This window comes from Sessilibacter sp. MAH3 (assembly GCF_054658275.1).
Genome location: NZ_BAAGIE010000012.1, coordinates 55,374 through 79,901 on the forward strand (window position 1 = coordinate 55,374; position 24,528 = coordinate 79,901).

Here is a 24,528-nt window from a genome sequence, read left to right on the forward strand (position 1 = left end):
TTTCTTGGTTTAAGGATATTTTGTGACAGAGTCACACGATAATGAAGATCAAAACACACTAACCCTAAAACACCGATTCAGAGGTTTTCTGCCGGTTATCGTTGACGTTGAGACAGGTGGATTTGATGCTCAAAGGGACGCGTTATTAGAAATTGCTGCCGTTCCGGTAAAAATGGATGCTTCTGGATTGCTTATTCCGGGATCAACTTACCAGTATCATATAGAGCCGTTTGACGGAGCTAATATTGAACAGTCAGCACTCGACTTCACGGGGATTAATCTGGAAGATCCAGATCGAGCATCGGAGCCCGAGAGCTACGCAATGACCGAACTGTTCAAACATGTTCGCAAGGCAGTTAAAGATAACGACTGTACTCGCGCCGTGATTGTTGGTCACAATGCTCACTTTGATCTTGGATTCGTTAATGCCGCGGCTGAACGTAGCGACTTGAAACGAAGCCCGTTTCATCCATTTTCATGCTTTGATACCGCGACATTGTCGGGACTGGCTTTTGGCCAAACCGTGCTTGCAAAAGCCTGCCAAACTGCCGGAATTGACTTTTGCAATCGCTCCGCACACTCGGCCGCATACGATGCAGAAAAAACAGCCGAACTGTTTTGTTTGATTGTAAATCGATGGAAAGAACTTGGCGGCTGGCCGTTGTAAATTCAGCTTCCTCGTTTAAACAAACATAAAAAAACCCGGCTTAGAGCCGGGTTTTTTGTGCAACAAGCTTAAAATTAAAGCTTAGAAGCGTTTTCAGACAAGTAAGAAGCAACACCTTCTGGGCTGTCTTTCATACCTGCATCACCTTCTTTCCAACCAGCAGGACATACTTCGCCGTGCTCTTGGTGGAATTTAAGTGCGTCAACCATACGTAGCATTTCGTCAACGTTACGGCCTAATGGAAGGTCGTTAACAACTTGGTGACGAACAAGACCGTCTTCGTCGATCAAGAAAGAACCACGGTAAGCAACGCCACCTTCTGATTCTACGTCGTACGCTTTACAGATTGCGTGGTTGATATCAGCAACCAAAGTGTAAGCTACTTCACCAATACCGCCATTTTCTACTGGGGTATTACGCCATGCGTTGTGAGTCCAGTGGCTATCGATAGAAACACCGATTAGCTCAACACCGCGCTTTTGGAACTCTTCAACACGGTTGTTGTGAGCTAGAAGCTCAGAAGGACATACGAAAGTGAAGTCTAGAGGGTAAAAGAAAATAACAGCTTTCTTGCCTTTGATGGTTGCTGAAAGGTTGAAATCGTCAACGATTTCTCCAGTACCTAGGACAGCTGCTGCAGTAAAATCTGGTGCGGGTTTGCCTACTAAAACGCCCATGAGAAATCTCCCTTGGTCAAATCTTGCATTGATGGAAAACAAATGTTTAGGAGCTCGCAATGTTAAGGCGAAGCCCTGATAAAAATGGCCATTTTTCAAATTAGCCGAGACCATAGTTAGCCAGAAGAATTTAATAACAACTGAGCCAACCAATAGTAGGTGACTATCATACACTTCATATCTCTTCAGTCCTATAGATTTTTTATATAGTAACTATAGCCTTAAACTTGAAAAATAAACCTTATAAATCAACGAGTTATAAAAAATTTTTAGGTATTACGTAAAATTATCGCCATAATTGAAAATTATTTGAACAGCTCAAAACAGGCCAAAACACCAACCCTCTAAATAAAAATCATTACCACCTATTATTGACAATAATTCTCGTTCGTATAAACTCTAGCTATTCGTTGAGGAACAGATACCCAAGTACCTCCTCACTGGGTAGGTACTTATTTTTATACATCTGCTCCCAAAATTTACTCTGAACACGGCTTTCTGTTAGCGACAACTTGATTTGATTTTTTGAGGTTTAAGATTCATGTACGTTTGTATCTGCAAAGGAATTACAGACTCACAAATTCGTGAAGCAGTCTGTTCAGGTGCATCTAATCTTCGTGGAATTAGACAACAGCTGGGCGCAATGACTCAGTGCGGAAAATGCGCAGCCCAAACACGCGACCTAGTCAACAAAACTCTAGCCGAGAACGCAGTTAGCAACATGAACGCAGCCGATTGTTATAGCGCTGCCTGATCACAAAACACTCAGATCAGAAATTGCTCTATTGCTCGCTTTTTTAATCCTCTATGCTTGTTCCTAACCAATTGATGAGTTTTATACCGAACTCATCAATTGCATCGCTTTAGTCTCTCTGGCCTAATAGCCAACACTTAACACTTAATTCAGAATATAAACCAATCTCTCCTGCCGACTTGCGGCGAGTAAAAATTCCATTCGTTCAAAAGTAAATTACCCTAAAATTCTATTAAGGGTCTCTAAGTGACAAGCATCAGTTAATCACAGCTCTCTTAAAAATAAAAAAAACAATTTTTTTAAAAATACTTTCAGAAAAATAAATAGACATTAAATTCAGCTTTCGCCTGTTAAAAATGAGAATTTATTTCTCTCGAAAAATTATTCACCCTCACACATAAAAACATTAGAAAACTCATGATCATACGAAAATAAATACTGCTTTTACTCAACAAAAATCTAAGCCTACTTCTATTTAAAAATATTCCGAAAAATTAACAAGTCATTAAATCTAACTACAATTTTGAGAGGTAGTATTTTTATTTTTAATAATCCTGATCAAGCTAGAATTTCCTATAAAAATTTCTTTAATGCGAATTAGCCGTATTTCAATTTAGTAACACTAACTTTTCTCAAGGGCAATTGAAAAAGATTTTGATTTAGGTTTATCAATACAAATCAAACACTTATGTTGACAGAAGTTTATTTTCTCCCCACACTAAGAAAATATTGTCTCGATTTGCTTATAATCAAAAAATTATCGCTTAAAAGCCCGAATTTTCCACGAGGAGATCCCCATGAAAGGTGACGCTAAAGTTATTGAGTATTTAAACAAAGTTCTTTATAACGAATTAGTAGCTATCAACCAATACTTTTTGCATTCTCGTATGTACAAAGATTGGGGCCTAAAAGAATTAGCTGAGAAAGAATACGAAGAGTCTATCGACGAAATGAAACACGCAGACAAGCTAATTGAGCGTATTTTGTTTTTAGAAGGCATCCCAAACCTTCAAGATCTTGGCAAATTAATGATTGGTGAAAATACCAAAGAAATGTTGGAATGCGATTTAAAATTAGAATTAATCGCAATTCCCGATCTTCGTGAAGGTATCGCTTACTGTGAATCGGTTCAAGATTACGTGACTCGTGATTTGTTCGAAGCCATTCTAGAAGATGAAGAAGAGCATGTTGATTGGCTAGAAACTCAACTAGGTCTTATTGACAAAGTTGGCATTCAAAATTACTTGCAATCAGCTATGGAAATGAACAGCTAATTAACGCTTCCTTCATATTGCCAAAAAAAAGGCGTGTTTCAAACACGCCTTTTTGTATCCGAAAAGCTCTAATTAAACCGAGACCAGTTAATCAGAGCTTCTTCTAAGATCTTATTCCGATTTTGACAAATGAACATCCATTTGTGGGAACGGAATTTCAATTCCAAGCTCATCGAATTTCATTTTAACCGTTTCGGTAATATCGAAGTAAACACCCCAGTAATCTGCAGAATTAACCCAAGGTCTTACCACAAAATTAACGGAAGAATCTGCCAATTGCGATACCGCAATGGTTACAACTTTATCGGTTAAAATTCGTGATTCTGCATTAACAATATCGGTAAGAACTTGTTTAACCTGCTTGATATCAGATCCGTAACTAACGCCAAAAACAAGGTCTACACGACGAATAGGCTGAGTAGAGAAATTAGTAATATTGCCGCCGGTAATTCCAGAATTAGGCACAATAATGGTTTTATTATCGGGCGTTAACAGGGTCGTAGCGAAAATACCAATCTCTTTGATAGTACCTGTCGCGCCACCGGCTTCAACAAAATCACCAGACTTACAAGGTTTAAATAAAATCAACATTACACCAGCAGCAAAGTTCGCCAAAGATCCCTGCAAAGCCAAACCAATTGCAAGTCCCGCAGCACCGATTACCGCTACTAAAGACGCAGTTTGAATACCTACTTGACTCAAGGCCGCAATAATAACGACCGTCATTCCTAGGTAATATAAGATACTCCGCAAAAAGCTCGTTAAAGTAATATCCGTCGAGCGTTTTTCCATGGTTTTAGCGATCAGGCCAACAACGGATTTAACAATCCATTTACCCACCACAAATATAACAATGGCTAAGACAATCTTTAATCCGTATGCAATAACAAAACCGGGAAATTTTTCGATAATTTCTTCAATGCTCATAGCAGCGAACTCATGTGTTGTGTAAAAGAGAATAAAAATAAGGCAGATAGAACATACAAAAGGTCGATATAAACGAGCGCTTTAATATATTTCAAGTGGAATTTATAAGAATTTAAAAACGACTGTTTTTCAATTTACAGACTTAATACTGAATAAATCCGCCGAAGCGGATTTATTCAACGACTTCAGATCATTATTTTTTAACGCGAGTTGTTACTGAAGCTTTTACAACAGCAACTACACGACGGTTTAAAGCACGATTGTTTGCATCGTCATTAGGAGCAATTGGACGAGCTTCACCGTAACCTACTGCCGAAACGCGATTAGCATTGATGTTAAATTGCGAAACCAATACCTCAGCAACAGCTTTGGCTCGACGCTCAGATAATTGTTGGTTATAGGCAGCGGAACCACGATCGTCAGTATGACCTTCGATGACTACGTCACTGGTCGCGTACTCACGCATAAATTTTGCAACAGTTTCAATTTCAGAGTAAAACTCTGGCTCAACCACTGCTGAATTGTTTGCAAATCGTACGCTTAAATCTACGGTTTTATCTTCTGTTAACTCGATATAACAACCACGCGTATCAACTTTTGCAGAAGCTTCGGTGTCTGGGCAAGCATCTTTATAGTCAGCAACGCCATCGTTATCAGAATCTAACGCACAACCAATGGAGTCAACTCGAACGCCTGCCGGAGTATTTGGACATTGGTCACGAGTATCAATTACACCATCGTTATCGCTGTCTGCTGGCGCAGCAGCTTCTTGAGGCTCTGGTTGAACCGGTGCTGGTTTAGCAACTTTGCTAGAACTTGATGAGCCACCTAACAAGAAATTAAGACCAAGTGTAAAGGCAACATCTTGGAAGTTTTCATCAATACCGTGAATTACACGTACGTCCGGGCGAAGCGCGATTGCATCGGTAAGGTAGTATTTAACACCGCCACCAAAGTTTAGAGTTGTGTCGTCTTCAGAAACATTAAAGCGAGTTGCATCGAAATCGATGTCACCAATACCGCCAGCCAAGTATGGTTGCCAGTTGCCATTGCGCGCAAAATGATACAACCCGTCAAGACGGAACTGATCGACGTCAACATCGCCAATAAACGGAATGTCTGATTCGGTATCGGCATTTAAATAAACAAATTCGATTGCCCAAGGATTATTAAACTGGTATCCCACTGAAATCGAATACAAGCTATCGTCTTCTAATTCGTTGCTTGAGTCGAAGAAGTAGTAACCTAAGCCTGGGGTGAAGGTAAGGCCTTCGTTGTAGTCATCGGCATAAACCGCAGCGGTCGCAAAAACGGTAGAAGCAATAGCAGCTTTAATTGAGTTTGCTAAAAAATGTTTCTTGATCACAAATCACTCCTGAAATCTTACTCTTTTAATTAATTTAATCTCACGCGTTACTGAAAATAACGGGTTGAAAAACGGTTGATTGACTTACTTTTTGTATAGTTTTTAAAAACCAAATCTGTGTTAATTACAAAAATAATCGAACTCGATCTAAGGCCATGTGCACTTTATGCCTTTAGGTTAAGTTACGAACAAGTGCAATAAAATTATTTTTGCCAGCTCTGAACTCGATCACCACTATTTACAGACTCAGACGTACCGAGTCGATCAATAAAGTAGGCAACCAAACAAAGCAGGTACAGTTTTAAGGAATACAAAGATCAGACCAACAGTTAGTTATTAGAAAGTATTGCTTAGATGGTGCTATTTTCGTTTATATCTTCATCAGTGTCATGTATTTATTTCGCAATAAGTTGTAAAACACCGTAAAAAATTAAAACATATCAAGAAATATCCACATCAAATTATCGAATTTTAGATTGCGCCCTTAATTTGCTTGAAATATTTACAATAACTTACAAGTTTCGGAGCAATAAATCTTAGGAAACTCTGATTAACCAGAGTTTCTCGCGACACAAGGATGTGTCGCCAATTTCAAGAACTGTAAGTGATTGAAATTGTGAAGAAATTGGAAATCGCATTTTCAATTTCTGTCCTCTGATTAAATCATGGATGAGTTAATCAGAGGTTCCCTTAATGGGATTTGAAAGAACTTCTCTTCGCCTAAAAATTCTAGAGACATAAAAGCAGATTGCCAACTGCACCAGATGGTTGAATCAGTAATCTAAGAGGAAATCGCATTTTCAATTTCTGAACGAATCTAATTGTCAGCGATTCTATCAAGCACTCCGGAAGGTTAGCCAAAAACTGCGGGAGACCAGATTTTATCTTTGCTAAAAATTGAAGCACTTTCGGGATTGGTCAGACAGAGATACGCTTAAAGTGAATAACCAAACAAGCAATTATTCTAATTCGTCTTGATAGAGAGGCAGCGCTACCGTGAATGTACTACCGCGATTTATTTCGCTGGTAACGCTAACATGCCCACCGTGTTTTTTTGCGACAATATCAACAAAATGTAAACCTAAGCCAGCGCCAATAACCGTGTTTGTATTAGAAGCCCGGCGAAATTTTTTGAAGACATTTTCTAACTCATCCTGTTTTATACCAATTCCTTCGTCAATAACTTTTACAAACACTTGGTCACGGGCTATCGACACCCTTAAGACAACGTTTGAATTCTCCGGGCTGTATTTAATGGCATTACTCAACAGGTTAATCAAAAGCCTTTCCAATAACTCGCCATCACCCCACACCCATAGATCATCCATGGTTCGCTCCACGGATATTTTGATCTGTTTACTTTGGGCAAAATGACGAATCATTAAGGTAGCGTTATCAATTACCGCATGGAGGTCACACAAGTTAAAATTGGCATCACTGCTAATTTCGGCTCGTGCTAGCTGCAAAAAGCTTTCAGCAAAAGCGAGATTTTTTTCGGCATAGGCTTGAATGTCATCCAATAGACTGTCTACTGACTTAACACCGCTTGGGTTTTGGCTGCTTAGCGAATTTCGATATTGCTGTATAAGCGCCAAGATAGAAACGACTGGAGATCGCAAATCATGGGATAAAAAGTGTAACGCCTCATTACGAGCTTTCTCGTTTTCTTTGATGGCGGTAATGTCTGTGAAGGTGAATAGTAGCGTATCGATCTGATCACTTTGCCAAGACATTGCAGACAATTGGCAAAAAAACTCGCGCTCGGTATCAACAAAAGAGGCTTCTACCGAAATGACCTCTCCATTCAAAACAGATTTGCGAATCAACTCCAACCAGGGCTGATCAATTTTTAGCGGCTTAAGTAAATCTAGGATCGTTGACGACTCACCCACTATGTTTGAAAACAACGAAGACGCCAGATGATTTTGGAAAATTAAATCGCCATAAATATTCGCCACCACAATGGCATCTTGTAACAGATCTAAGCACCGATTGGTAAATAACCTATTTACCTCGGATTGATGGGTAGCCTCTCTCAAACTCGAAATTGTTGCAGTAACTAACTCGGCAGGCTTAGGACTTTTAGATGCTAAAAAGTTGGAATTATGATCAATGGCACTTCGCCATAAAGCGGCCTTGTGACGCTCAAGAGTTGATGGTTCTTGCCACGAAACTCTTACTTTATGAAAAGTATTACCTTCAGAAACGATAATGGGTTTAACGTGACGATCGCCATCATAAGTGTCATCGCCAGCGATGTCTTCTCCGTTAGTTGTTGTCGAGACATCAGACTCCGGTGATTCGATGTGCCACTGTTGGATACCAACAATACTCGCAACAAATTGAAGACGCTGTGTTAGAGGTCGTTGCGTTTTATGGATAGGTGTTTTCTCAGTTTGAACTCGGATCAATTCACGTCGTAAAAAACCAATTGCCTGCTCTAATCGTCGCCAACTCCACAAGGGATAAAACAATAATAGAGGAATAATAACACTCAGTGGTGCAAACCAAATTCGCACCGTAAAAATGGCCGTACAAATTACCCCTAAGAAACCAACAACATAAAAAACCGTTAAGATTAAATACTGTCGCGGTGTCGACTTAGCCGCTAAGACAATCAATAAAAAAACACTTAGACCCGACAAAAACCAATGAATACCCGCAGACACCGGTGTAATTGTGGTACGTGATCGCAGACTGTTAAATACGTTAGCATTAAACTCAACACCGTCCATAGTTCCGTATGACGTAGCAACGATATCGCCCAACCCTCTTGCGGTTGCACCCACAATAATAATCTTATCTTTTAAATTTCGAGCCGGCACACGTCCTTGAATGACATCCGTAAACGATACCGTTTCAATGGCCGGTGGCGGCCCAGATAACGGAATTAAATTATAAAAATCTCTTTCAATAATAAAAGAGGAAGAGCTCCCGGAACCGCCAGTCAACCCTGGCAATGAGCCACCGTCGGATTCTTCAACCATATTTAACAGTACTTGCATTAAATGCGGCCAATAGGCTTGGCCTAAGCCCTCTTTTAAAAAAACAGCCCGACAAACGCCGTCAACATCGTATTCAACATGCACATGCCCCAAATATTCGGTTGCGGAAGCTAATTCGGGAGTCGGAAGAATCTCCAATACTTGACCACCCAAATAGGTTTGTTCCATATGTACAGATAACGCTACCTTACCCATTCTTTTTATAGATTCGGCAAAAGCAGCATCACCACCAACGTCAAATTGATCGCTCTCGGGAAAGACAACATCAAAGGCAATTGCCTTAGCACCGGCCTCGTGAAGGCGATCCACCAGTTGAGCGTGGGCGCGCCTCGGCCAAGGCCATCGACCTAACTCCAGCAAACTCCGTTCATCAATAGCGACAATGAGTAATTCTGGATCGGGCTGCACAGGAAATGTAGTTATGAGCGCATCGTAGATGGCTTGATCGACGGAATAACCCCATCGCCATATTGAGATCACTATGGCAAAAAATGACATAGCGCCTGCAAAGAGCAGGCGTTCTAGCAGAATATTGGAAGGTTTAAAGCGCAAGAATTAAAACCCAAAAAACAGACCACGCCGTTAATGCTTTTCCTGGTAGGCGGTCAATGACCAATTGGCCGGTCTGCGAAAATTCGCTGTTAATGCCATCACCGGAAACCGCTTTAATACGATAATAAAAACCCTGATCATAATCACTGTGCCAGGTAAGCATTAAATTTGGCTCAGTCACCACATAGGATTCGGTAACCTCGATAAAATCTGCCGTGCGAGAAACCTCAACAATGTAGCTCTGCGCTTGCTCAGAGCCCTGCCATTGAAGAACAATATCGTTTTCGGGTTTTGCCACTGATTTTGCGCGAGCAACCACCGGTGCATCAACCTTCTCTGTTAAACACACACGAATATTTTGCGGCAGCCCCTGAATTCCTTCTTGATCAATAGCCTTCAACTGAAATCGAAAACAGCCTTCGGAATATGCAAGAGCCGCATCAGTGTACTGCACACCAGCAAGCTCAATACTCTCAATAACCTCACCTTGGTCATTATCTTTTAAGACATCTAACTTGTAGGCAGTAGCATCGGCAACATCAACCCATGCCAAGCTCACAGGCACAGTTTGTACGGTTTTTACCAACTCATGCCAAGACGGCGCAACTAATAAGGGCTTGGGCGCAGACGGAGCCTTACCTTGTTCGGTTTTAACGGAAAAACCTTTTTTGACATCAACCTCAGAAGTGTTGGCACTCACCGCAACAACACCTTCAGTCACTTCAGTAATGGAAATATTTTTATCTTCTTGATCAGAATCGGCAGATCTTGATACCAATCGATATTCCGTACCTCTTACCGCGGCAATCGCCGAAGGTGTACGAATTTGAAAGCGGCTTTTCGGTTGTCTTTCAGGAACGCGAGTTTTAACAGCACCCGAATTTAAAAAGATTTCTGATCGATACGAGTCAGTTGGAGAATATCCTGATTGAGACTCGATCAAAAGCTTACTGTTTGGCTCTATTTGCAGCAAAGTACCGTCATCAAAACGCAAGGTTGCATAGCTATTTTCCCCAGTAATAACCGTTGTTCCCAAAGCCAACTTTTCACCCAATTCGATAATCGATAGATCATTGGGGTCATCGGTGTAGCTCCAAACCTCACCAGAGTAATAACTTAACGTAGTTGTTTTGGGAACATCCTTCAGCCACGAGATTGGAAAGCGAATAATTAGACCGGGAGGGAGCTGCCGGGGATAGATGACGGAGTTGTAATTACCCAGTTTCAACCAACAATCTGCACGGGTGGTGTATTGAGCGCACAAATTCCAAAGGTTATCCCCCGGTCTTACGCTGTATAACCAATCTTTTTCAGCTTTAGCCGACATTGACACAAAAGCCAACGTTAAAATGCTGGTCAAAAATACATTCCGCATTATCAAATTTAACTCCCTAACGTGAAGCAATTATTTTTATAGATTCGCACTGGTTCGCACGTATTAGCCGCAAGATATAATAAGAAGACAGCCCAGAATCTTTGCGTAACCCTCCCGCAAATTTATTCAAAAGCGGAGTTTTAAACACAACCACTAACGACCTCTACCCTCTCCAACTTCTGGTCTTTACAACGACAGAGCGTTATTTAAATGACCAATACATCTGTATTCACAATAAAAATATTCAGCTCATAAGCAACTGCCATTCTAACAGTTTATGAGCAGCGACAAACCTAGATATTTCGAAATAGGTATTTAACTACAAAATAAGTCACTGAAATTACACAGCGATATTAGATGACACTTGCAATTTGTGTCCCTTGATTCAGAACAGGCAATGCTAATTAACCTAGAGTTATCTGTGACAGATGGATAGACCACCCATTTCAAGAAAGGCAAGTGATTGAAATTGTGAAGAAATTGAGTATCGCACCGACTATTTCTGCCCTTTGATTAAGTTCTGGAGGAGTCCACCAGAAATTTCCCGCCGACCGCAGACCAACCCACTATCACCCTAGCTTGAAGACTAAACACTTAAAATACGGCACTCAATGACCCAGCCTCTTTGTATGTTTTCACCCTATAAGAAATAACACCTTAAACATTGCACCACAGACTTTAATGACCGTATTTTCTCGATTTAAAATATCAACGTTTAAGCAAAAATCTGATAAAAACGTCGTTAAATCTACGATTTTTAAAATCGTTAAGCAAAAAATTCATTACATTATGATAAGCACGCTGGGGAATTGATAACTATCTGTTTGAAAATAAGAATTGTGTGTAAACACACATGCGGAAAGGAGTAATTTCAATCAAAAAATTTTAGCTAACCCAACTCTTTTCCTTACAAAAACTACGGAAATTAAAGTGCTATGAAATATCAATAAAAACTAGCCAATAAAAACCAGCCAACAAACACTGCCATTGAAAAACTGCGGTTAAAAAAACTAACGATAAATTACGTATCAAAGTAGAGGCACTATGCCTCTACTTTTTCTAATCGATATCCGTGTTGATAAACAGTTTTTATACAAAAGCCGCAAGAAGGTTCTATTTTCAAGTTCCTGCGCATACGACTGATGTGCATATCCACGGTACGCGTATTGAGATTTGCATCAACTCCCCAAACCTCTTTTAACAAAAACTCTCTCGACAGTAACTTACCTTGATTACGGATGACACACACGGCCAATTGATAATCTTTGCGAGTCATTTTTACTTCTTGATCATCCACAAAAACTTGTTTGTTACGCGTATCAATCGTGACGTGCGCCAGACGAATAAAATGATCATCGGTTTTCAGACCTGCACGTCGGCTAATTGCCGCAACACGAGCTAACATCTCGCCTTGGCGAGGCGGTTTAATCAAATAATCGTCAGCTCCGGCCTTCAAAGCTTCAACAACGTCGTCTTCACTGTCACGTTGGGTAGAAAAAATAACAGGCAACTCCAATGACTGATGCTCACGAATCCATCGCAATGCATCAAGCCCGGTTGCATCAGGCAATTGCCAGTCTAAAATTGCCATATCTAATGGTTGATTTTCCATTAATTCAATAAAGCTGCTCACTCTATCGGCATGAAAAACCTGATATCCATCATTCGACAACCATTGCTTAAGCAACTCCGCCTGAGCAACATCGTCTTCTAACAATCCAATTTTCAGGTTATTCCCTTCGGACCTGTCCGTATCTGTCATATCAATAACTCTAAACTTGTAATTTTTATTACATTGCAAATTGCTAGTGAAAGTTGATTAGTCAATAATTCTATACCACTGCCACACAACATATGATTAAAGAAGCACTACTTTTTAAAACACTAACTACTTAGAAGATATTTTTTTATATTAATTTGAATATTAGTTAAAATTATATTTCAATACGGTGCGCATCGAATTTTGCCGATAACACTCTTACATTCAATTACTCAAAATAATGCGACTTTTACCACATCTTGAGCGACGGCATATTTCAACAAATGATCAACAAATACTAAATTCCGTACCTAAAAATAACGGCTTCTTAGCGTTATATTTTTAACAATTATTGTCATTGATATCTGAGACCAGCTAAAACAGAATAACTACCTGTAATTTTTTACTCTGTTTAACACGATGTAATTTCAAGATTTAAAAAAATACAGTCTCGATAAAATTCAATCATGGTCGATGCAATTAAAGCCCTACTTGCATGGCTTTAGCGATGCGATAAAAGCTGCTCTAATAATGAAAACTTACATTTGAAAATAAACTTCACTAACACAGAACCAAACGACATTCGAGACAGTCAAATCAGTAACTTTGTTACTAAATACCATACAACTCTCTTTGATCCATACAATTCAATTTGATAAGGTTACACTCATTGTTACCGTCCATTTGTTTGCATTAAGAATAAACTTAAAACGCAATCAAAAAATAGTATTCCGTGAACAATGTTTTTAACTTTTGATAGATTGGCAGGTTATTCTCAATATCGTTAATTCATAAATACGCAAACTTGATTATTCAGATCAATCAAGCCACCGGAACAAACTTAAGCAATTTACGCACTTTCCACCGTAAAATTGCTTGTCAAAAATGTCTGTTCAAAAATACACATCCGTAGCTAATTCAATAAATAAAGTAGTCTTAGGCAATTTCATTTATTTGAATAAGATTTATTGTTAATTACAAACTCGCTCTATTTCATAAACTCTCAAACACTCACAATGGGTATTTTTACAAAATATGGCAAACAGTCCCTTTAAATAGACCCAATATTGTTAGCGTAATTTTCTTAAGATACATATACGTTTTGTCGACTCAGTGATATGCATAATTTGTAATTATTTTTATTCATAAAAAGCCAGTCTATATATTTCAATATTGAACCAATTACGAATACACTCGGTCGAAATTAACCCTTCTAAACAATTGATGCATCTATTTGCCCTGTTTTAGGTCAAGAAAATGCACGAACAATCTTTTTAATCACTTTGGTTTGGACTATTGTGTCTTTTATTCCACAGACACTCCAGCAATCGAAAATCAATTTTACGATCGTTTACTTTTTACACTAAAAATCAGCCAATTAGCTGGTAAAACTCCCAGTAGTAACGCTTCTATTTGATAATAATTATTACTAACTTTATTATCGTGTCTGAATTTTCGTAAAAAATTAGCCAATAGATTTTACCGAGTTTTTGGAAATAGACGGATCCAAGCTCTATTTGAGGACTGTTATGAGAAATATGTTAGTAGGCTTGAGTCTTATCTCTTTAGTTAGCGTTTCCGCTGCCACAGAGGCAGTTACAGAAAAAGATGTTGTGAATGGTTATGCCGATCTTGCCCATACTATTTATGAAGACACTCTCTTAACGGCCCAACAATTACAGAATTCCATCGAGACTTTTTTAGCAGATCCATCCCATGACAAATTAGTCGCTGCCCAAAAAGCATGGATCGCAGCCAGACGTCCGTACCAACAATCTGAAGCCTTTCGATTTGGACATTCCATTGTCGATGAGAAAGACCTGCGTCTAAATTCTTGGCCGTTGGACGAAGGATTTATTGATTACGTCGATGACTCGTATCTTGGCGAGCTAGGTAATTCGGGCGCTACGGCCAACATCATTGCTTCGAAGTCATTAACGTTAGGTGCCAAAGAATACGATCTATCGGTGTTATCTCCGGAACTTCTTGAGCAATTAAACGAGTTTGGCGGCTCTGAGGCGAATGTTGCAACCGGCTATCACGCCATAGAGTTTTTGCTGTGGGGTCAAGATTTATACGGCACTGAATTGGGTGCGGGCGAGCGGCCTTACACCGACTTTATTATTGGTGACGCCTGTACCAATGGCAATTGTGATCGCCGACGTGATTATCTTTTAGCAGCGACAAAACTTTTGGTCTCTGACATCGCTTATTTAGAAGCGCAATGGGCGCCCAAACAAGATAATTACAGAGCCGCATTTGTGAGTTTATCCACCAATGAAGCTTTGTCACGAATTCTGTTCGGCATGGGATCTTTGGCGTTTGGCGAATTAGCTGGTGACCGAATGCGTGTTGCCCTTGAGGCCAACTCGCCTGAAGATGAGAACGATTGCTTCAGCGACAATACGCACAACGGTTACTTCGACAACGCAAAAGCCATCGTGAATGTTTACACTGGCGAATATCAACGTTCGACCGGACAGCTCTTTTCTACAGATTCGCTTGCGGAACTTGTCGCCCAGAAAAATCCAGACCTCGCCCAAAAGATGCAACATCAACTCGCCGATACTCAAGCGAAGTTTCAAGCCATGGTTAACGCGGCGGAAGATAAAACATCACCGATGAAGTTTGATCAAATGATTGCCGAAGGCAACGATCGCGGTGTGGCCTTAATCAATAACGCCATTGCGTCTTTAGCACAAGAGACAGCCTTAATTGAACAGGTAGCAGCGACGCTTGGTATTGATAATTTAAACCCCGATTTAGCCGCTGAATAATCTTCTCCGAATCGCCTAATTGATAAGCATAAAGGTTGTGCTTGTGAATTAGGCGAAATTCGGTAACCCCATCGCAATCCACTCGATTTAACGTATACCAAAAACTCAAACAGAGCTTCCAGAGGAGAAAGGATGCTCCTTGACGCCAAACAACAATAAGCCATTGAAATTATTAAGAAATTGTAAATCACATTTTTGATTTTTGCGCTCTTATTGATTCATTCGTGCGTTAATCAGAGGCTCCTGTAGCAAAATCGCAGGTACACCAAAGCAGCGCGCTTCACTACGGACCAGTGGCACAAATCTAGAAATCTATGCAGCCGTGTAGCAACCCAGAAAGAATAAATTTATTATTTAGAATTTCTTTCATATGATATTGATTCGCATCAACGGAAAATCTGTAAAATAGCGAACAATCTGAATTTGCAGATGAACAAATCAAGGCAAGAACATGAGCAGCGTAATCCGTCGCACAACTACCCTAGGTGTTAGCATTGCTGTAATGACGATTGTTTCGGCATGCGATATTTTTTCACCTCAAGACAATCAACAATCAACAAAACAACGTGTCATCGTTGAAATTCCAGAAAATATTGGCGGCGCCAATGCCGTGGCAAACACCACCACCAATGCATTCTCATTACCATCCGCTAGTATGCCGCTTACCGAGCGGCTCAATTTCAGCGTCGGCAACAGCTTTTTCAGAAATCCTTGGGTTACCGCACCTTCCTCAACAACCGCGCGGGATGGCTTAGGTCCTTACTTTAATACCAATGCCTGCCAAAATTGCCATATTAAAGACGGTCGCGGCCATTTACCGGCTAGTGATGACGATAATCACGTATCACTCTTGGTTCGATTAAGTATTGGCCCATCATCTGATCCAAAACACTCGGTGCTTACTCATCCGATTCTTGGTGAACAGTTACAAGACATGGCGATTCCAGGATTAGAGCCCGAAGCAAAACTGAGTTTTAAATACCAATATCAAACGCAGACATTATCGGGCGATGAAAAAGTTGAACTCAGAAAACCCATAGCTGTTATCGAAAACACCATTTACGACGCGCCTCTCGACAACCTACAAACGTCTGTTCGTATTGCACCAGCGATGATTGGTTTGGGTTATCTCGCAGCTTTATCGAATGAACAAATTCTGGCAAACGCCGATCCAGATGACCTAGACAAAGATGGTATCTCAGGTAAAGCAAACACCGTTTGGAATTTAGCGACGCAATCCCAAGATTTAGGACGATTCGGCTGGAAAGCCGGACAACCCAATCTGAAACAGCAAAATGCATCTGCGTTTTCCGGCGACATGGGTTTAACCAGCTCAATTGTTGCTCACGACGACTGCACACAATTTCAAACCGACTGCACATCGGCGATTAACGGTGGGTCACCGGAAGTCAGCGATAAAATCTTAGATCGAGTAACCTTCTACACCGCCAATCTTGCTGTTCCTTTGCGAAGAATTAACGACGAAGCCACGATAACCGCGGGCGCTGAAATATTCCAAACCATCGGCTGCGCCGATTGTCACAAGGTATCCTGGCAAACCCCAGAAGTACCCGATATGCCTTGGCTTAGTAACCAAACTATTTACCCTTTTACCGATTTGTTGTTGCATGACATGGGAGAAGGTCTGGCCGACCATCGCAGTGAATTTAATGCTAGTGGCACTGAATGGCGAACAGCTCCACTGTGGGGAATTGGCTTAACCAGCACGGTAAACAGTGAGTTTGGTTTCCTCCACGACGGTAGAGCCAGAAATCTCACCGAAGCCATCGTTTGGCACGGCGGCGAAGCTCAAACTAGCCAGCAGGCTTTTGTGAACTTACCGGCCAACGAAAGAAAACAGTTATTAGCGTTTTTAAACAGTTTGTAGGAGCCTCTGATTAACTCATCCTTGATTTAATCAGAGGGCAGAAATTGAAAATGTGATTTCCAATTTCTTCACAATTTCAATCACTTACCGTTCTTGAAATTGGCGACACATCCTTGTGTCGCGAGAAACTCTAGGTTAATCAGAGTTTCCTGTAGTTAAGCGCAACTCAAAACCTAACGGCGGTACGAATTTTTCTAGAGAAATTCGATAGTGGCTCTTCCAACAGAGACTCTACCAAAAATGGCTCTACCAAAAATGATTCCGCCGAGAATTTAATGAATTACCCTTATTGACTCTGAAACACTATGAAGCAACTCAATCGAATTTTTATCGCGTCTTCAGTAATTGCTCTCGTCGCCTGTAGCGATACAGCGGTCAATCCTGATCAGGTACTGATAAATTCAATGAACAATCAATTTATCAAACCCACTTATCACGAATTTACGCTTCAAACCGAAAGTCTCGCAAAATCCACAGAAAATTGGACCTGCGACACAGGTATTTCTGAGCAACAACAAGCAGATATTCAAGCACAGTGGCAAAACACAATGAACGCTTGGCAAGCAGCAAAAGCGATTCATTTCGGCCCAGTGACTGACGAACGTATTGATTGGAAACTTCAATTTTGGCCAGACAAGAAAAACCTTGTGGCGTCAAAAACATTGGGGTTATTCAAACAAGAAATCACCGAAGAAAACCTACAGGGTGCAAGTGTTGTAACACAAGGCATCAGCGCCTTGGAATATCTATTGTATGACGAGCGCTTTTCAGAACTCTCGAATCAGCCAGAACTGCGAACAAAACACTGCCAACTGACAAAACTTGTAGCGCAAAATATCCAAACAAATGCCGTAAAAATTGAAAGCTCTTGGACATCATACGAACCAAGTTTTATTGGGGATGGCAGTGAAACGTGGAATGCCGATACCTCAATTGGAAACATATTTGACAGCGTGTTATTGACTCTTGAAGAAGTTGCCAATCAAAAAATTGGCTCACCTATTGGTAGTACAAACAACTATACACAGGCGAATTTTTACTTTTTAGAATCTTGGCGATCAAAGCATTCCGCAGAAAATATTCAAGCGAGCTTATCAGCAGTATTGAATTTATTTAATAACGGTGGGCTCAAAAACTACTTGTCTGAAAAAGGCATGCCGCAATTATCACAGGAAATTGCGTTAGGGTTAGAAGAAGCGATTAACCTCACTCACAATCTTGATAAGCCACTTGCCGAACATCTATCCGAACAAGCCGAAGAGCTTAAACAAATCCAGCAAAGAGTTAATGCCGTTAAAACGCTCATAAAAAATAAGGTAGTTACCAACCTAGAACTGCCGATTGGATTCAACGATAACGATGGCGATTAAAGTTCGTCCACAGAATTTATTTAACGAAAACTCTGATTTATTGTAAAACTTCGCGCGACACAAGGATGAGTCACCAATTTCAAGAACGGCAATGATTGAAATTGTGAAAAAATGGAAATTACGCTGCTTAATCAGCGACCCCCTAAAATGCCCTTTGTCGATACATTTAACCCTAAGATCTGTGCGATCAGTCGGTGGGAGTCGCCTTTAGAACTCTGCATCGTTGAATCCGTCAACATGCAGAGTTTAAAAGTCACGACGAGATGAGTGATATTATCCTTGTTAATCTCATAATGATTTACTCAAAAATGAAACAGTAGGTTATGAGTGCTGAATTTTAATTCAGTCACGAATTAAAACACCCCAAGACACCCAATAAATCCTAAGTAGTCAGATTAAGATTTATTCATAAAACAACGCTAAAAACGTTGCCATAAGCTACTGCCCATCGGTCATAATCAAATCGATTAGGTTCTTTCACTTTTGCAGCGTCCAGAGAATAACGTAGTTTTATGAAGTTCGTTGATCTCACCGGTTAAATTGATTTAATCGATCAACCAGCTCAACACACTTATAAATAAATTAAATAGTTATACTTATAATGGATCAATTTCGTACTAATTTCACCACTTCGATCAACAAAACAACAAAACAATCTCGTCAAATAAAAATTTATTCATACCAGTACATTTATTTAATCAATAAAGAGGAAAAAATCGCCGATTAAATGGCAGGAAAAAAAATTATTGGGGGGAATAAATAGACTTAAATTTTAATTTCTTAACGCTTTTTTACTTATAACTTTTAGGGTAAAAATAAATTTTATTTGTATTTATCGAACTAATAAAACGCTCACTTTAAATAATTTAAATAACGCTCATAGAATACTAATTGCAAACTTCTATTGCATTTCACAAAAACTCTTAATTTAAAAAATAGCCACGCCATCTTAAAAATTGTATCTTTTAAAAACTGCCTATTTTTATCAACAAAGAAACATAAATTACCCTCAAAATCTGCACAGAGAACATCCGCCAAGGAACATGCGCTTATAATCAAATAAATCTCCGTCTGAACATTAAGCACACTCAAAATGCATTTAAAATTTTTGCCCACCACTCAAAAGCAGCTCAAGCTGCTCATATTGAGCCATGACCGCAAACAAAAAACTATCACCGTGAAACCTTTTTTCTATCAGGCGTAACTATAGAAAAAATTGATGTCGATAAATCTTTCCAAAAATTGAGGACGAATTAACCATAAATCTAAAGGCGCTTATTTGGAATATCAGAGTAATAAAGCACCCTTAATTCACAAGAAAAAGAAACCTAGAATGTCACGATCAATACCTACCCTATGACTAAATCCAAGACGAATTCACTAGGACACCCTTTCGAGATTTAAAAAGATAACTAAATAAATCACGCAATCGTGCTTTATTTAGCAAAACTTCTGAATAACTCCGCCCGAATTAAATCAACGCACAAAAATTAATAACATGACTTTCAATTACGTTGCAATTTCAATTATTCATCGTTCTTGAAATTGATGACACCCACCTCTGTCTAAGAAAACTCTATATTGATAGTGTGATTTATAAATCAGACATCTAAAAAGGTAAACCAAGTTCATTAATTTATATTTTCATAGGAATCCCTGAGTACCTCATGGTTTTCTATAGGAACCAGCAATCATGCTAAAAATCTATGCGCGATAAAAGTTGGCTGTGGTTCATTTGAAAGCACTTGCCTGCCAATAATACCCGGTAAGAATCAAGGTTTATTGTTATGGAATATTTTTACCTTATCTTTGAGAATGATGAAAAAGTAATTTCAAAAAGAGTGAGCACTTATTTGCTGGCCGAATTAACTCAGCCGAACTTCACCTAGATGTTGAGTAATTAAAAGTTGATGACCAAGAACAGGTCTTCTTGATAAAAACACGCTAACGTCAACGTTTAATGATCTGTTGTAAACAAACAAATGGGAAAACACGCTGTTAAATAGGATCAACTTGGTTTAAAAAATTATCTAAAGAGACAACATTTAAAAAATCGATGTAACGACACATCAAACGTAATATTAGAATTAGACATTGTTGGATTTATGCAAAATGTAGTTAAGGACAGTTGTTAGTTAATCGATAAAAAAGCCATAGAAACCTCCGGTTAACTACACCATGATTTGATCAGAGGCCCCTATATAACCTTAACAGCCTTGATCGTGATAAGGGCTTACAGAAACGACACAATGAATACTGCATACAGAGTTTGTTAGGCGCCTAATAACTCATACCCAAAAGCGTATTATTTTCAACGAAGCCCATAAAGTTAACGAATTAACGACATAACCGTGTCAACGATTTAATTAAAATTGTTTTTTAATTAAAATACTCCTAACCCGCAACGTAAATATGAAAATTCGAATTTATAATTAAGAAACCCTTATGAAACGACATCTCAAACCTTCACTTTTATTATCTTCAATTATCGCATGCTCTATGGGTTTTAATGCTCAAGCCGAGCAATCCATTACACCAGAGTGGTTAAAAATTTCAGGCGAATCTCGGTTGAGATTTGAGCATCTCGATGAGCAGTTTCGTGTCGGTACCGATGGTAGTGACCAAGGCTTATTCCTACGCACCTTGCTAAAAGCCGATGCAGATCTCGGTAAAGTGAATCTTGTTGGCGAGCTTATCGACGCCCGCGAGTTGTTTAATATTGCCGACGAAGGCTCACCGCTAAGCACCAGCACAATCAACCCATTGGACGTTTTGCAGCTTTACGCGAAAATTGATTTATTCGCCGATGCCGATAAAGACATCAAAAGTTATGTTCGCGTCGGTCGCTTTACAATGGATATCGGTACTCGTCGTTTTGTTTCTCGAAATGGCACACGTAACACCATCAACAGTTACAACGGTATCGACTGGCACTACAGTAATTCTAAATTAGCATTCAGAGCTTTCTACACCAACCCAACCCAACGCCGAATTGATGGTGATCCGTTAGATAACGATCCTAAAACCGACCAAGCGTTGGAAGAAGTAGATTTTTGGGGTGTTTATTTATCGCCTAAAAATACCAAGATCAACAACGAATGGTACTTATTCGATCTAAAAGAAGATGACGACATCAACCAAGCGACCAACAATCGTGACCTAACCACGGTTGGTACGCACTGGTGGACCAATGCCAAAACCAGCGAATGGTATTACGACGCTGAATTTACGTATCAATGGGGCGATACTCGCAGCTCATCAAGCTCTACCACCGATCTCGATCAACAAGCGTATTTTGCGCATTTAGAAACCGGCTATAGCTTTGATGCTAAGTACTCACCGAAAATCTCATTTGTTTACGACTACGCCAGTGGTGATGAAGATCCTAACGATCTAGACAGTGAGCGTTTCGATACTTTGTTTGGTTCACGTCGTTTTGATTACGGCCCAACAGCCGTGTTTGGCCCGTTCATCAGAAGCAACATCAGTACTCCTGGAGTCAAGCTTAACCTAAAGCCAACCTCACAAACCAAAGTTTTGGTGGGCTTACGTGGTTTCTGGCTTGCTGAAGAAACCGATGCATTCTCTGGTGCGCGAATTCCTGCCAGTGCCGACAACTCCGATACCTATATTGGTACTCAGCTAGAAGCACGCTGGCAATGGACTTCTATCAGCAAAAAGATCAAGGTTGATTTAACCGGTGCCTACTTAAACGCCGGTGACGTATTGGAAAACAACGATAAAAACGACTCTACCTTTGTTTATGCTGCGGTAACCTACGTCTTTTAAGACTAAGGCATACAGTTATTCCGCTCCCAGTGGGTAAATCCCTAACCCGCTCTTTCAGCTCGGAGAAATCCGAGCTGTTTAAGTATCCAACCTCCCCCAAATGACCGTCGCTACCATCACCGCAGGCTCTAAAAAATGCTGTATTAAAGTGGGAAATCTTGCCTAAAAATCGGTGAAACGCTCAAGCGTAGAAACAGCTCAAAAAAAACCTAAGCCGATCAGGAATATGCTAAATATCACAATTTATTCGGATTTATAGGCGTTTTGCAGGGGAAAATCGTTAGCCTGTGGAGAAGAAATAAAATCAGACTCCACCGTTAACAATGGCGAGTTTTCATCTAAGCCAAACGATAGGGCTTTGGTTTTCGAGATATTCTGGCTTGAATACCAACTGTTAAAAAATCGATCCCATATTGCCAAAACAGATCCAAAGTTTTTATCAAAATGCTCAGGCTCACTAGAATGATGAACCTGATGTTGCAACGGGCTGATAAACCATTTTTCGAAAAAACCGAATCCCAACGGAATATGACTGTGACGCAAGTTCGCGCCTAATAAGTTAAAAATAACAATACAAGCATTACTGCCTAATAGAGTTACACCCGTTAGCTTGCCTGAAAACAAAAATAAAAAAACGCCGGTAATAACAACATAAACCAACAAAGCACGGAAAAAATACAACATCATTTCGACCGGATGTACACGATACAAAGTAATGGGTGTTAAATTAGTAGCACTGTGATGAACCTTGTGAAATCGCCATAACATCGGCGACAAATGCAAAGCCCGGTGCAATAAAAATCGGCTTAAATCATCGATAATAAAAAATATCAGCGTATATAAAAGCGCTAAAAATCCAGGCGCTATCTGCCAGCCAGGCGAAACAAACCAAGCTCTTAAATGATCATCAACCCAAAGGGTTCCGGTTGCATAAGAAAATACTACCGGCATTAATGCCGTGTATTTAATAACGCTGTTGGCTAGCCAATAACTTACATCAACAAGACTGGATTTAGTGCGCCAGTGTGCCGCAGAAAAGAAGCCCACAAAATACCGACCAAAAGAAAACTCTTGATTAGCGATGGGTTCTTTTTGAAATTGACGAAAACGAAGTGCCAGAAAAACAACAGCAATAACCACATTGGCCAGTAAAAATAGCCAAAATACTCGACTGCCGGAATCTGCAATTGATTGAAAAGGACTGAGCAATCCTATTTTTAAGGATTCAAGCATGCTCAATAAACCCTAGTTGATGTGGTTAATTCAAAATACGATAGATTGAATTAACGATAACACAGAGGCTAAAGATTGATGTTGTTGAGGTAACCATCGACGTGCTTAGCGGCACGAGACTGACTCAATGTTAACAACGAAAGATTTGCTCTAACGAATAATAGGTTCAATTAAAGAGTTTATATTCAAGTGAACCACGAAAAACCTACTCATTTAAACACCAAGCCATAATTCTATAGGAACCTCTGATTAACTCATCCATGAATTCATCAGAGGACAGAAATTGCAAATACGATTTCCAATTTCTTCACAACTTCAGTCACTTACCGTTCTTGAAATTGACAACACGTCCTTGCGTTACTGGAAGCTCTGGACTAATCAGAATTTCCTATAAAAACACAGTTTCCTATAAAAACAGAATTTTAAAAATTATGGCTCAGGCGTAAATCTACAAACGGGTCGATTTTATTCAGCAGCTTGAGGAGCAGCCTCATCAACCAATGATTTCAACTCACCTTTTTCATGCATCTCGGTGATGATGTCACAGCCGCCAATAAGCTCACCTTTAACCCATAGCTGTGGGAAGGTTGGCCAGTTAGCATAGGTTGGAAGATTGGTACGAATTTCAGGATTGCTCAGAATATCGACATAAGCAAAACGTTGTCCGCACTCCATCAAAGCTTGCGAAGCACGCATTGAGAAACCGCACTGCGGCGCGCTTGGTGAGCCTTTCATGTAAAGAATAATTGGATTCTCTTCGATCTGAGACTTAATGGTCTCCATAATATCCACGATAGCTTCTCCTCTGTAGAGGTATCAAATGATTAGTGTTGTCACTTGCAATGACTCTTAGTTCGGCATTCTACACATCAGTCTCTCGCAAAGCCAAGCAAGATCCGTGTTGTTGAGGTTGAATACGTTAGATCGAGATTTTTAGCCTGCAATTACGCCTTTCAAGTTCAATAACTGCCTTATTCATCACAAAAATGTGACTGATCTTGGAAACCCTACCAACAATAAAGGAGTGCCTTGTCTTGAATGCTAAGCTTTGTTTTCAGTTTACCTTTACCGAACATGAAATTTTGTCGATGAATATGGCACGGTATGCCACGAAA

At 39.9% G+C, this 24,528-nt stretch carries 15 protein-coding genes; 7 read left to right on the forward strand and 8 right to left on the reverse strand.

Translation table 11 applies throughout. The annotated features are described in order from the left end of the window. Positions 1-22 precede the first annotated feature (22 nt). The gene (gene rnt / locus ACYQ2C_RS09225; protein ID WP_460101843.1) at positions 23-667 is read left to right on the forward strand and encodes a ribonuclease T; all 645 of its coding nucleotides are present in this window, start codon (positions 23-25) and stop codon (positions 665-667) included. 74 nt (positions 668-741) lie between these two features. On the opposite strand, the gene ACYQ2C_RS09230 is transcribed toward rnt, so the two are convergent. Further along, the gene (locus ACYQ2C_RS09230; RefSeq protein WP_460048424.1) at positions 742-1,344 is read right to left on the reverse strand and encodes a peroxiredoxin C; all 603 of its coding nucleotides are present in this window, start codon (positions 1,342-1,344) and stop codon (positions 742-744) included. A gap of 541 nt (positions 1,345-1,885) precedes the next feature. On the opposite strand from ACYQ2C_RS09230, the gene ACYQ2C_RS09235 reads away from it, so the two are divergent. Both ACYQ2C_RS09235 and bfr read left to right on the forward strand, forming a co-directional pair. After that, positions 1,886-2,098 carry a (2Fe-2S)-binding protein gene (locus ACYQ2C_RS09235; RefSeq protein WP_460048426.1) on the forward strand — a complete coding sequence of 71 codons (213 nt, stop codon included), beginning with the start codon at positions 1,886-1,888 and terminating at the stop codon, positions 2,096-2,098. Positions 2,099-2,895: 797 nt separating this feature from the next. Further along, on the forward strand, positions 2,896-3,372 hold the full coding sequence (gene bfr / locus ACYQ2C_RS09240) for a bacterioferritin (protein WP_460048428.1): 477 nt from the start codon (positions 2,896-2,898) through the stop codon (positions 3,370-3,372). A 111-nt stretch (positions 3,373-3,483) separates the two neighbouring features. On the opposite strand, the gene ACYQ2C_RS09245 is transcribed toward bfr, so the two are convergent. From ACYQ2C_RS09245 to ACYQ2C_RS09265, 5 genes are all read right to left on the reverse strand, one after another. Next, entirely contained in the window at positions 3,484-4,299 is an 816-nt protein-coding gene (locus ACYQ2C_RS09245; protein ID WP_460101839.1) for a mechanosensitive ion channel family protein, read from the reverse strand. Between the two features lie 193 nt (positions 4,300-4,492). Further along, positions 4,493-5,665: an OmpA family protein gene (locus ACYQ2C_RS09250; RefSeq protein ID WP_460101837.1), complete on the reverse strand. Its 1,173-nt coding sequence runs from the start codon at positions 5,663-5,665 to the stop codon at positions 4,493-4,495. Between the two features lie 959 nt (positions 5,666-6,624). Continuing rightward, complete coding sequence (locus tag ACYQ2C_RS09255; protein ID WP_460101835.1) at positions 6,625-9,222, reverse strand: CHASE2 domain-containing protein; 2,598 nt, start codon at positions 9,220-9,222, stop codon at positions 6,625-6,627. After that, the gene (locus tag ACYQ2C_RS09260) at positions 9,212-10,582 is read right to left on the reverse strand and encodes a FecR family protein (protein ID WP_460048433.1); all 1,371 of its coding nucleotides are present in this window, start codon (positions 10,580-10,582) and stop codon (positions 9,212-9,214) included. Before ACYQ2C_RS09260 ends, ACYQ2C_RS09255 begins: the two co-directional genes overlap by 11 nt. A 1,057-nt stretch (positions 10,583-11,639) precedes the next feature. Continuing rightward, the gene (locus tag ACYQ2C_RS09265; RefSeq protein WP_460048434.1) at positions 11,640-12,359 is read right to left on the reverse strand and encodes a response regulator transcription factor; all 720 of its coding nucleotides are present in this window, start codon (positions 12,357-12,359) and stop codon (positions 11,640-11,642) included. 1,526 nt (positions 12,360-13,885) lie between these two features. Between ACYQ2C_RS09265 and ACYQ2C_RS09270 the strand changes: the two genes are divergently transcribed. From ACYQ2C_RS09270 to ACYQ2C_RS09285, 4 genes are all read left to right on the forward strand, one after another. Continuing rightward, positions 13,886-15,133, forward strand: coding sequence for an imelysin family protein (locus ACYQ2C_RS09270; RefSeq protein ID WP_460101833.1), 1,248 nt, complete (start codon positions 13,886-13,888; stop codon positions 15,131-15,133). 451 nt (positions 15,134-15,584) lie between these two features. Continuing rightward, complete coding sequence (locus tag ACYQ2C_RS09275) at positions 15,585-17,021, forward strand: di-heme oxidoreductase family protein (RefSeq protein ID WP_460101831.1); 1,437 nt, start codon at positions 15,585-15,587, stop codon at positions 17,019-17,021. 305 nt (positions 17,022-17,326) lie between these two features. Then, on the forward strand, positions 17,327-18,391 hold the full coding sequence (locus ACYQ2C_RS09280; protein ID WP_460101829.1) for an imelysin family protein: 1,065 nt from the start codon (positions 17,327-17,329) through the stop codon (positions 18,389-18,391). Between the two features lie 2,445 nt (positions 18,392-20,836). Further along, entirely contained in the window at positions 20,837-22,180 is a 1,344-nt protein-coding gene (locus tag ACYQ2C_RS09285) for an alginate export family protein (protein ID WP_460101827.1), read from the forward strand. A 243-nt stretch (positions 22,181-22,423) separates the two neighbouring features. Here the strand turns inward: ACYQ2C_RS09285 and ACYQ2C_RS09290 are convergent, their stop codons facing one another. Together ACYQ2C_RS09290 and grxD are read right to left on the reverse strand one after the other, a co-directional pair. Then, the gene (locus ACYQ2C_RS09290) at positions 22,424-23,413 is read right to left on the reverse strand and encodes a sterol desaturase family protein (protein WP_460101825.1); all 990 of its coding nucleotides are present in this window, start codon (positions 23,411-23,413) and stop codon (positions 22,424-22,426) included. Between the two features lie 465 nt (positions 23,414-23,878). After that, entirely contained in the window at positions 23,879-24,205 is a 327-nt protein-coding gene (grxD, locus tag ACYQ2C_RS09295; protein ID WP_460048444.1) for a Grx4 family monothiol glutaredoxin, read from the reverse strand. Positions 24,206-24,528 lie beyond the last annotated feature (323 nt).

What these genes read in the sequence shown, in the direction of transcription:
- bfr (WP_460048428.1), top strand. Translation starts at nt 2,896, where the DNA reads ATGAAAGGTGACGCTAAAGTTATTGAGTATTTAAACAAAGTTCTTTAT.
- ACYQ2C_RS09245 (WP_460101839.1), bottom strand. Translation starts at nt 4,299, where the DNA reads ATGAGCATTGAAGAAATTATCGAAAAATTTCCCGGTTTTGTTATTGCA.
- ACYQ2C_RS09265 (WP_460048434.1), bottom strand. Translation starts at nt 12,359, where the DNA reads ATGACAGATACGGACAGGTCCGAAGGGAATAACCTGAAAATTGGATTG.
- ACYQ2C_RS09270 (WP_460101833.1), top strand. Translation starts at nt 13,886, where the DNA reads ATGAGAAATATGTTAGTAGGCTTGAGTCTTATCTCTTTAGTTAGCGTT.
- ACYQ2C_RS09285 (WP_460101827.1), top strand. Translation starts at nt 20,837, where the DNA reads ATGAAACGACATCTCAAACCTTCACTTTTATTATCTTCAATTATCGCA.
- ACYQ2C_RS09280 (WP_460101829.1), top strand. Translation starts at nt 17,327, where the DNA reads ATGAAGCAACTCAATCGAATTTTTATCGCGTCTTCAGTAATTGCTCTC.
- ACYQ2C_RS09275 (WP_460101831.1), top strand. Translation starts at nt 15,585, where the DNA reads ATGAGCAGCGTAATCCGTCGCACAACTACCCTAGGTGTTAGCATTGCT.
- ACYQ2C_RS09230 (WP_460048424.1), bottom strand. Translation starts at nt 1,344, where the DNA reads ATGGGCGTTTTAGTAGGCAAACCCGCACCAGATTTTACTGCAGCAGCT.
- ACYQ2C_RS09235 (WP_460048426.1), top strand. Translation starts at nt 1,886, where the DNA reads ATGTACGTTTGTATCTGCAAAGGAATTACAGACTCACAAATTCGTGAA.
- ACYQ2C_RS09290 (WP_460101825.1), bottom strand. Translation starts at nt 23,413, where the DNA reads ATGCTTGAATCCTTAAAAATAGGATTGCTCAGTCCTTTTCAATCAATT.